Annotated in this window: 9 protein-coding genes, 2 rRNA genes and 1 pseudogene; 6 read left to right on the plus strand and 6 right to left on the minus strand. The window is 66.7% G+C overall.

Annotation, left to right across the window (positions count from 1 at the left end; all coding sequences use genetic code 11):
- A 23S ribosomal RNA gene (locus A9X04_RS17475) occupies positions 1 to 162 on the plus strand; the annotation flags it as partial.
- 90 nt (positions 163 to 252) lie between these two features.
- A 5S ribosomal RNA gene (gene rrf, locus A9X04_RS17480) occupies positions 253 to 365 on the plus strand.
- A 58-nt stretch (positions 366 to 423) separates the two neighbouring features.
- Here rrf and A9X04_RS17485 read toward each other — a convergent pair.
- The 5 genes from A9X04_RS17485 to A9X04_RS17500 form a co-directional block, all read right to left on the minus strand.
- Positions 424 to 927 carry a methylated-DNA--[protein]-cysteine S-methyltransferase gene (locus A9X04_RS17485; RefSeq protein ID WP_067923001.1) on the minus strand — a complete coding sequence of 168 codons (504 nt, stop codon included), beginning with the start codon at positions 925 to 927 and terminating at the stop codon, positions 424 to 426.
- The gene (locus tag A9X04_RS17490) at positions 924 to 2,423 is read right to left on the minus strand and encodes a DNA-3-methyladenine glycosylase 2 family protein (RefSeq protein WP_067923003.1); all 1,500 of its coding nucleotides are present in this window, start codon (positions 2,421 to 2,423) and stop codon (positions 924 to 926) included. The genes A9X04_RS17485 and A9X04_RS17490 overlap by 4 nt, the downstream gene beginning before the upstream one ends.
- A 225-nt stretch (positions 2,424 to 2,648) precedes the next feature.
- Complete coding sequence (locus tag A9X04_RS17495; protein ID WP_067923006.1) at positions 2,649 to 4,049, minus strand: OFA family MFS transporter; 1,401 nt, start codon at positions 4,047 to 4,049, stop codon at positions 2,649 to 2,651.
- 322 nt (positions 4,050 to 4,371) lie between these two features.
- Positions 4,372 to 4,752 (minus strand): hypothetical protein, encoded by a 381-nt coding sequence (locus tag A9X04_RS29810; protein WP_082975069.1) that lies wholly within the window; start codon positions 4,750 to 4,752, stop codon positions 4,372 to 4,374.
- Between the two features lie 70 nt (positions 4,753 to 4,822).
- Positions 4,823 to 6,439 carry an adenylate/guanylate cyclase domain-containing protein gene (locus tag A9X04_RS17500; RefSeq protein ID WP_067923008.1) on the minus strand — a complete coding sequence of 539 codons (1,617 nt, stop codon included), beginning with the start codon at positions 6,437 to 6,439 and terminating at the stop codon, positions 4,823 to 4,825.
- A 45-nt stretch (positions 6,440 to 6,484) separates the two neighbouring features.
- On the opposite strand from A9X04_RS17500, the gene nucS reads away from it, so the two are divergent.
- Together nucS and A9X04_RS29815 are read left to right on the plus strand one after the other, a co-directional pair.
- A complete protein-coding gene (gene nucS, locus A9X04_RS17505) occupies positions 6,485 to 7,156 on the plus strand; it encodes an endonuclease NucS (protein WP_067923010.1) in 672 nt (223 codons plus the stop codon).
- 22 nt (positions 7,157 to 7,178) lie between these two features.
- Positions 7,179 to 7,475, plus strand: a complete 297-nt coding sequence (locus tag A9X04_RS29815) for a hypothetical protein (RefSeq protein WP_082973080.1) — start codon at positions 7,179 to 7,181, stop codon at positions 7,473 to 7,475.
- Between the two features lie 10 nt (positions 7,476 to 7,485).
- Here A9X04_RS29815 and mce read toward each other — a convergent pair whose 3' ends face one another.
- A complete protein-coding gene (mce, locus tag A9X04_RS17510) occupies positions 7,486 to 7,953 on the minus strand; it encodes a methylmalonyl-CoA epimerase (protein WP_197509205.1) in 468 nt (155 codons plus the stop codon).
- 89 nt (positions 7,954 to 8,042) lie between these two features.
- Between mce and A9X04_RS17515 the strand changes: the two genes are divergently transcribed.
- Together A9X04_RS17515 and A9X04_RS31575 are read left to right on the plus strand one after the other, a co-directional pair.
- Complete coding sequence (locus A9X04_RS17515; RefSeq protein ID WP_067923014.1) at positions 8,043 to 9,230, plus strand: acetyl-CoA C-acetyltransferase; 1,188 nt, start codon at positions 8,043 to 8,045, stop codon at positions 9,228 to 9,230.
- A 176-nt stretch (positions 9,231 to 9,406) separates the two neighbouring features.
- Positions 9,407 to 9,567 (plus strand): annotated as a pseudogene (locus tag A9X04_RS31575) (co-chaperone YbbN); the annotation flags it as partial.

Consider the following 9,567-nt stretch of genomic DNA (forward strand, 5'->3'; position numbering starts at 1 on the left):
TAACCGCTGAAAGCATCTAAGCGGGAAACCTTCTCCAAGATCAGGTTTCTCACCCTTTTAGAGGGATAAGGCCCCCCGCAGACCACGGGATCGATAGGCCAGACCTGGAAGCTCAGCAATGAGTGCAGGGAACTGGCACTAACCGGCCGAAAACTTACCAACACACAATCGCAACCACTTTCCATTTCCAGCGGCAATAGCCGCGGAAACTTGGACACCACACCCCCCACCGAAACCAAATTTAAATAGAGTTACGGCGGCCACAGCGACAGGGAAACGCCCGGTCCCATTCCGAACCCGGAAGCTAAGCCTGTCAGCGCCGATGATACTGCCCATGCGGGTGGAAAAGTAGGACACCGCCGAACATACACAAAAACACCCCCGGCGACGGGGGTGTTTTTGCATTTACGGCGCCGGCGATTTCTAGTCGAACAATGTCAAAGTCGCATTCGCGGATGCGTGTTTTCGCTCCAACCCGAGCAACGTTTGCTTTCGCTCGAGGCCGCCGCCGTAACCGGTGAGGCTGCCGTTGGCGCCGATCACTCGATGGCAGGGAACGACAATCGCAATGGGGTTGTGGCCGTTGGCCAACCCCACCGCCCGTGCGGAGCCGGGAGCTCCGATCTGGTCCGCAATCTTTCCGTACGACCTCGTTTCGCCATATGGAATTGTTTGTAGCGCCGACCACACTCGCCGCTGGAAATCGGAGCCGCGGAGCTCGAATTCGAAATCGAAGTCGGTCAGCTCGCCGGCGAAGTAGGCGTCGAGTTGCTCGGTGGCCTCTTGGAATGCGGCCGGGTTCGGTGTCCAGCCGGTCCGGCTCGGTTCGTAGGTCTGGTCGACCATCCGAAGCATGGTCAAAACGGAGTCCTGTCCCGCCAACGTCAGCGGCCCGACCGGGCTTTCGATGGTGCGGTACTCGATCATGCTGTCTCCTTTTGGGGCTCCTGTGGTGGCCATTGGTTAACCGGATGCTCGAGGGTGGTCCAAAGGTACTGGGTGGCGTACGAGCGCCAGGGGCGCCAGCGGGTGCCATGCGTGACCAGCGCCCCTTCGTCCGTCGGCAAGCCCAGCTGTCTGGCGGCCGAGCGAAGGCCAAGGTCGGTGGCGGGGAAGGCATCTGGGTCACCGAGACCGCGCATGGCAATCACCTCTGCGGTCCAGGGGCCTACCCCGGGCAGATCCAGCAATTGCCTGCGGGAGGCTTCCCAGTCGCTCCCGCTGTCCAGGACGATACTGCCGTCGGCGAGGCCGGCGACCAATGCGCTCAGGGTCCGTTGGCGGGCTTTGGGGACCGCCAAGTGGACCGGGTCGATCTCGGCGAGCTGCTCCACCGACGGGAAAGTATGCGTCAACCCGCCGTCCGGGTCCGCGATCGGGTGCCCGTAGGCGGCGACCAGGCGGCCGGCGTGCGTGCTCGCCGCTTTGGTCGAGACCTGTTGGCCCAGAACCGCGCGCACGGCCAGCTCGGCCTCGTCGACAGTGCGGGGGATGCGTTGTCCGGGTGCCTTTACGATCGCGGGACGCAGGCCGGGGTCACCGGCGAGCGCCTCGTCCACCGCTTCGGGATCGGCGTCGAGATCGAGCAGCCGCCGGCAGCGGGCGATCGCCGTTGTGAGGTCGCGAAAGTCGTCGAGCGCGAGCACGCAGCGGACGTGATCGACGGCCGGTGTCAGCGTGACGACGGCGCTGCCGACCGGCAGGCGAAGGGTGCGTCGATAGGCGCCATCGCGAACTTCCTCACAACCGGGCACTGTGCTGGCGGCCAAGTGGCCGAAGACTCCCTCGTAGGCGAACGGGGTGCGAACCGGCAGGCGAAGGCACACCGTTCCCGCCGAAGCGGCGCCCGACCCGGGCCGGGCGGCCGCCAGCCGGCGCAGTTCCGTCGGCGTGTTCTCGAAGACCAGGCGCACGGTGTCGTTGAACTGGCGGATGCTGGAAAACCCAGACGCGAAGGCGACGTCGCCGAACGGCAAAGCCGTGGTCTCGATCAGCAGGCGAGCGGTCTGCGCTCGCTGGGCGCGGGCCAGCGCGAGCGGGCCGGCGCCCACTTCGGCCTGCAACAGCCGCTCCAGCTGGCGGGTGGTATAGCCGAGGTGGGCTGCCAGACCGCCGACACCCTCGCGGTCCACCGTGCCGTCGGCGATGAGCCGCATCGTCCGCGCGACGACGTCGCCGCGTACGTTCCATTCCGGTGAACCCGGCGACGCGTCGGGGCGGCACCGTTTGCAGGCCCGGAACCCCGCGCGCTGAGCGGCCGCCGCGGTCGGGTAGAATCGCACATTGCGGGCGAACGGCGGCCGCACCGGGCAGCTGGGGCGGCAATAGATGCGCGTGGTCAGGACCGCCGTGACGAACCAGCCGTCGAACCGGGCGTCCTTGGACTGGACGGCGCGGTAGCAACGTTCGAAGTCGTCATGCATGCTTCAAGACTTACACCCACCGACTGACAAAACTGGCGGAAAAACGACATCGTAGTGCGGGGCCCTGGCGGCCCGGGCGCGGCTCGGGTGGTCAGACGCTGAATAGCTGAGTGATCTTGGTGCAGAGCTGCCAGACCCCGTACGCGAACGGGACGGCCACCCACAGCCAGGGGAGTATGAGGACGAGACTGACGCGCCGGCTGGGAGTGTCCGCCGTCGGTGTGGTCATGGTTGCCTTTCGGGCTGTCGGGGGGACGTCGTCTCGGCTGCCGACGAGGTGTCGTCGGACCATGCTTCCCGGTAATGTTTCTCGGCTACCGGCCTGATCAGCTCGTTGCAAACCACGCCGAGAACCAACAGGGCGATCATCACCGCGAATGACACGGTGTACAGCTCCGGGCCGTGTTTGCCGGCCGCCTTCTGCGAGTCCGCAATCGCGTTGACGGTGAGTGGGCCCAACACGCCCGCAACCGACCACGCGGTCAACAACCTGCCGTGGATGGCACCGACCTCGAAGACGCCGAACAGGTCACGCAGGTAAGCAGGAACCGTCGAGAACCCCGCGCCGTAGAACGACAGGATCAGCAGCGTGCACAGCAGGAACACAATTTTGTTGGAGTTGGTCGTCAGGAGCAGCGTCAGATACAGAAGGGCGCCGCCGCCCAGATAGAGCCGGTAGATCGCCTTGCGGCCCACCAGGTCCGACAACGATGACCAGCCGATGCGGCCGAGCATGTTGGCCAGCGAAAGCAGCGCGACGTACCCGGCGGCCGCGGAAGCCAGCACGGCCGCACTGGGAGCGGCCGGAAAGAAGTCCTGGTAGATCGGTGACGCCTTCTCCAGAATGCCGATCCCGGCGGTCACGTTGAAACACAGCACCGCCCACAAGAGCCAGAACTGGGGCGTCTTGATCGCGTTCGCCGCCGCCACGCCGGCGACGCTGGCCGACGATACGGTCTTGTCCGGCTTGGGTTTCCAGCCGTTGGGCGCCCATCCGGGTGCGGGCACCCGGATCAGCACGCACCCCATCGACATGAACACCGCGTAGGTGCAGCCCATCACCAGGAAGGTCTTGGCGACACCCGCACTGCTGTTTCTTCCGAACGCGGCGAGAAGGCTGTTGGTCCACGGCGACGCGATCAGCGCTCCGCCGCCGAAGCCCATGATTGCCAGGCCGGTGGCCATGCCCGGGCGGTCGGGGAACCACTTGATCAACGTGGACACCGGAGAGATGTAGCCGATACCCAGCCCGACGCCACCAACCACGCCATAGCCCAACAAGACGATCCAGTACTGACGGACCGAAACTCCCAATCCCGCAATCAGCAGCCCGCCGCAGAAGCAGACGGTGGCAACGAACATCGCCCAGCGGGGCCCGTAGTGGTCGACGCGGGTGCCGAAAGCCGCAGCCGACACTCCCAGCATCACGATGCCGATGGTGAAGGGCATGGCGCTGGCCGTACCGGAGACATGTAGCGATTTCTCCAGCGGGATCTTGAAGACGCTCCACGCGTAAACCGAGCCGATGGCCAGATGGATCGACAGCGCGGCGGGGGGAACCAGCCAGCGGCTCCATCCCGGCCTTGCGACGATCCTCGCACGGTCCAGCAGTCCATTGGTTGTCACGATGCACCCTTCTCAGGTCGCCCGGCCGACGCCTTGGCCCGTCGCAACTATCGTTGGGGGTGGATCTGCGGGTCAATTCACGATCTTCTATCGCTCAATAGAGGAAATGTATTGACCCGGAAGGGTTTTGGCACACCGTGCAAGATGCACTACATCGGCTCGTGTGGTATGCGCGGCCGAACGAGACCTGTCCGGACGAGCACCGCAGACGCAGATCTGACGACGTGAGTGGTGCGTGGGTGCCCGCGTAGGCCCTACGCGGGCACCGCCTTGCGCCATGGCGCTATGACGCCGGTGGGACCGGCGTCATAGCGCGTGAGGCCTACGGGCTGGGAGGGGTCCCGACGCAGACGCCACCGGCGCAGGCGCCCGCGCCGCCGGGGCCGGCAGACGCCCCCGCGCCCGGCACACCCGCGCTGGCCCCGCCGGGTCCGGCGCCGGCGCCGGACCCACCCGGTCCGGCGGTCGTGGCACCGCCGGGCCCGGTCTCGGGTCCCCCGCCACCCGGGGCGGCAGGAGTGGTCGCGGCCGGGGCGGTCGTGGTGACGCTGGTCGGCGTCGTGACCGTCGTGGTGACCGTCGACGTCGTCGGATTCTTGTTGTTGTTGCTCGAGCCGCAACCCGCTGTCAGCGAACTCAAGGCGATGGCCGCCGCGACGCCCGCGGCGAGGGAAACACGGCGGGCTGTTGTACTACCGGGCATGTCAACACCAATCTCTATGAGGGGCGATGTCCTTAATCCCGTTACCCACTCGGGCCGAAAATCAATCGCGTCACGCAGGCGAGTCGGCGGGCGAAGCCAGCCGGGTGGAGCGCTCGTGTCCGCGAAGCGTCACGGTCTCACCCAAACTCCAACGGGCGCGTTCCTTCTCGCTCGCGCCCTCCAGTGCGCCGGCCGTCGCAAGCGGCCGGCCGGGGTGTGACTTGGCCAGCTCGCACAGGCGGGCCGCCTCGTTGACCGGCCCCCCGATCACGGTGTACTCGAAGCGTTCCCTGGCGCCGACGTTGCCGGCGACCACTTGCCCCGCCGCCACACCGATACCGGCCTGGCACTCGGGCATTTCGTTGTCGAGCCGCTCGGCGATGGCGCGCGCGGTGGCCAGCGCCTCGTCTTCCGGACGGTCCAGATGATTGGGGGCTCCGAAGATGGCCAGCGTCGCGTCGCCCTCGAACTTGTTGACCAGCCCGCAGTGTCGGTCCACTTCCTCGACGACGATGCCAAAAAATTGGTTGAGCACCGAAACGACTTCGGCCGGAGGCCGGCTGGTCACCAGTTGGGTAGACCCGACGATGTCGATGAATACGACTGCGACATGGCGTTCTTCGCCGCCCAGCTGCGGCCGCTCGCGTTCGGCGGCGAGGGCGACCTCGCGCCCGACGTGCCGTCCGAAGAGGTCGCGGACGCGTTCGCGCTCGCGCAGCCCGTCGACCATCGCGTTGAAACCGCGTTGGAGCTCACCGAGTTCGGTGCCGTCGAAAACGACGAGATCGCCCCGCAGATCACCGCGCTCTACGCGGCGCAATGCCGTACGGACCACGCGCACCGGAGTTGCGGTGAGCCAGGCCAGGATCCACATCAAGAGGCAACCGAAGATCACCGTGGCCATCGACACGATCAACACGCCGACCGCGAACTCGGTCTCGGTCAGGTTCCGCATCAGGGCCTGGAAGCCCGCGAGAAAGGCGATGCCGAGCACGGGCAGGCCGGACCCGAGGAACCAGACCACCATCGTCCGGCCCATGATCCCGGCCGAGAAACGTCGTGGCGGTGGCCCCGCCTCCAGTGCCTGCGCTGCGACGGGGCGCAGGGCGAACTCGGCGATCAGATAGCTGGCGGTGGCCACCAAGATGCCGCAGATGCCCACCGCGATGAGAAACCGCGGGATGAACAGCGTGTTGACCAGGCCGTAGAGCATTGTGTAGACCACCGCGCCGACACCCCACAGGATGAGGTCGAAGCGGGCGATCCGCCATGGGGCCAGGAAGGTGTTGCGCTCGTCTTCCGCGTTCGGCGAGCGCTCCTCGATCGCCCAGCGCAGCGAGAACACCGTCCGGCGGGTGATCCAATAGGTGCCCACCGCCAGGGCCAACGCGATGTAGGCCGGTGAGACCCCGAACGTAATCCAGGCAGGCGCGTCGTGGAAGATGCTTGGCTGCGGGATGGCGACTATCACCAGCAGCAGCGCCACCACGATACCGATCAGGTTGGCGCCAAGGACCAGCACGGTCAGGATGAGCTGGATGCGGATGCGGCGCCGTCGCTGGCTCTCGGTGACCCCGCCCAGCAGCAGGGAGCCGTACGCCGGGGTCTCCGGTAGCCGGCCGCTCTGACGGGTGACCGTCTCGAGCACCCGGCCGATGCGTTTTGCCAAGCTCTGGTTGGCCGACATGGTGGCGTCAGCCTAATTTGTCGGCCACGCTCTAAGGTGAGTCGGGTGCGTCTAGTCATCGCCCAGTGCACTGTGGACTACGTCGGCCGGCTGACCGCGCATCTTCCGTCGGCGCGCAGGTTGCTGTTGTTCAAGGCGGACGGCTCGGTCAGCGTGCACGCCGACGACCGCGCCTACAAGCCGCTGAACTGGATGAGTCCGCCCTGCTGGCTCAGCGAGGAGGCCGGTGATCCGGCGCCCGTGTGGGTGGTACAGAACAAGGCCGGCGAACAGTTGCGCATCACGGTCGAGGTGGTCGAGCACGACTCCAGCCACGACCTCGGCGTTGACCCCGGCTTGGTCAAGGACGGCGTCGAAGCCCACCTGCAGGCGTTGCTCGCCGAGCACGTGCAACTGCTCGGCGAGGGTTACACGCTGGTTCGTCGCGAATACATGACCGCGATCGGGCCGGTCGACCTGCTCTGCCGTGACGAGCAGGGCGGTTCCGTCGCGGTGGAGATCAAGCGGCGGGGGGAGATCGACGGCGTCGAGCAGCTCACCCGCTACCTCGAGTTGCTCAATCGCGACAGCGTGCTGGCACCGGTGAAGGGGGTGTTCGCGGCCCAGCAGATCAAGCCGCAAGCGCGCACGCTCGCCACCGACCGGGGGATCCGTTGCATCACATTGGATTACGACAAGATGCGCGGAATGGACAGCGACGAATACCGGCTGTTTTGAGCCTCGCGGCTAGGCTGGCGGCATGGCCCGGCGTCGTACACCGCCACGTCGGCGGCGCCCGTCACCCTCGCCGCCGGCGCCGCTCCGGGTGGAGACCGGGCCGGACGGCCACGAGTACGAGGTGCGTCCCGTCGCGGCGGTCCGAGCGGTCAAGACCTACCGCTGTCCCGGTTGCGATCACGAAATACGCGCGGGCACAGCTCATCTGGTGGTCTGGCCGACTGATCCGACCCTCGGAGGGGCCGACGATCGACGCCATTGGCATGCCTCGTGCTGGACCCACCGCGCCACGCGCGGGCCTACCCGGAAGTGGTCCTGACCGCTGAGCCTCAGGTGGCCGGTTCGACCAACTCGATGAGAACGCCGCCGGCGTCCTTGGGGTGGATGAAGTTGATCCGCGAGTTTGCCGTACCGCGGCGGGGCGCATCGTAGAGGAGCCGGATGTCCTGAGAGCGCAGGTGCTCGATCACGCTGTCGAGGTCGCTCACCCGGACGGCCATCTGTTGGATGCCGGGCCCGCGCTTGTCGATGAACTTGGCGATGGTCGAGGAGTCGTCGATCGGTGCCATCAACTGGATCTGAGCGGTACCGGCCGGCGCGCCCGGCACGGACAGCATGGCCTCGCGGATTCCCTGCTCCTCGTTGACTTCCTCGTGCGCGACGATCATGCCGAGGTGGTCGTGATACCACGCGATGGCCGCGTCCAGGTCGGCGACTGCGATGCCGACGTGATCGATCGCCGTCACCAGTGCGGTGGCCAGGACCTGACGGGCGTCAACTTGATCGGTCGTCATCACATAAAGGTAACCTGGCGGCAAAGATTGCGCTTCTCCGGGAGGCCAAATCGGCCGTCCAGGGGAGCGTTAGTAGCCCTTAGGAGAGAGTAATGACGACTTCGGTGATCGTTGCTGGAGCGCGGACGCCGATCGGCAAGCTGATGGGTTCGTTGAAGGATTTCTCGGCCAGCGATCTGGGGGCCATTGCCATCGCAGGCGCGCTCGAGAAGGCCAACGTGCCCGCCTCCGCGGTCGAGTACGTGATCATGGGCCAGGTGCTGACGGCCGGGGCCGGCCAGATGCCGGCCCGCCAGGCGGCCGTGGCGGCCGGCATCGGCTGGGACGTTCCGGCGCTGACCATCAACAAGATGTGCCTGTCCGGCATCGACGCGATCGCGCTCGCCGACCAGCTGATCCGCGCCGGGGAGTTCGACGTGGTGGTGGCCGGCGGGCAGGAGTCCATGACCAAGGCGCCGCATTTGCTGATGGACAGCCGGGCGGGCTACAAGTATGGCGACGTCACGGTCCTGGACCACATGGCCTACGACGGCCTGCACGACGTCTTCACCGACCAGCCGATGGGCGCGCTCACCGAGCAACGCAATGACGTGGACAAGTTCACTCGCGAGGAGCAGGACGAGTTCGCTGCGCGGTCGCATCAGAAGGCGGCCGCGGCGTGGAAGGACGGCGTCTTCGCCGACGAAGTGGTACCGGTCAACATTCCGCAGCGCAAGGGTGATCCGCTGCAGTTCACCGAGGACGAGGGGATCCGCGCCAACACCACCGTCGAGTCCCTGTCGGGCCTCAAGCCGGCATTCCGTCGCGACGGCACCATCACCGCCGGTTCGGCGTCTCAGATCTCCGACGGGGCGGCGGCCGTGGTGGTGATGAGCAAGGCCAAGGCGGAAGAGCTCGGGCTGACCTGGCTGGTAGAAATCGGTGCACACGGCGTCGTGGCCGGACCGGACTCGACCCTGCAGTCGCAGCCGGCCAACGCGATCAAGAAGGCGCTCGGCCGCGAGGGCATCTCCGCCGACCAGCTCGACGTGGTGGAGATCAACGAGGCGTTCGCGGCGGTCGCTTTGGCTTCGACCCGCGAACTCGGCCTCGATCCCGACATCGTCAACGTCAACGGCGGGGCGATCGCCGTCGGGCATCCGATCGGCATGTCGGGCGCGCGGATAACACTGCATGTGGCGCTGGAACTGGCCCGCCGGGGCTCCGGCTACGGCGTCGCCGCCCTGTGCGGCGCGGGTGGTCAGGGCGACGCCCTGATCCTGCGGGCAAACGCGAAGTAGCCGGTTTCGTCGGCGTGGGTCGACTCTCAACGAGGTTGCTGGGTCGGCCCACGCGGGAACTTTTGTGATCTTCGTCATACATCCTGATCGAGGCCCCTCGGGACTGATTTCCGGTCCGCCGAGGCGCCACCCGGCCGGGTGGATCGGTCGCCGACGCGCATGCCAAACTTGACGTCGTGACGCGTCCGCGACCCTCGATTGGCCCCGCGCTTGCCGGTGCGGTCGACTTGTCCGGCCTCAAGCAGCGGGCCCAGCAGCAGCCGGCCGGCGGCGCACCGGCGGCCGGTGACGGCGGCCCTGGGGTATCCGCAATCACCGAGGCCAATTTCGAGACCGA

It is taken from the genome of Mycobacterium sp. E3247 (assembly GCF_001667785.1).
GTDB lineage: Bacteria > Actinomycetota > Actinomycetes > Mycobacteriales > Mycobacteriaceae > Mycobacterium.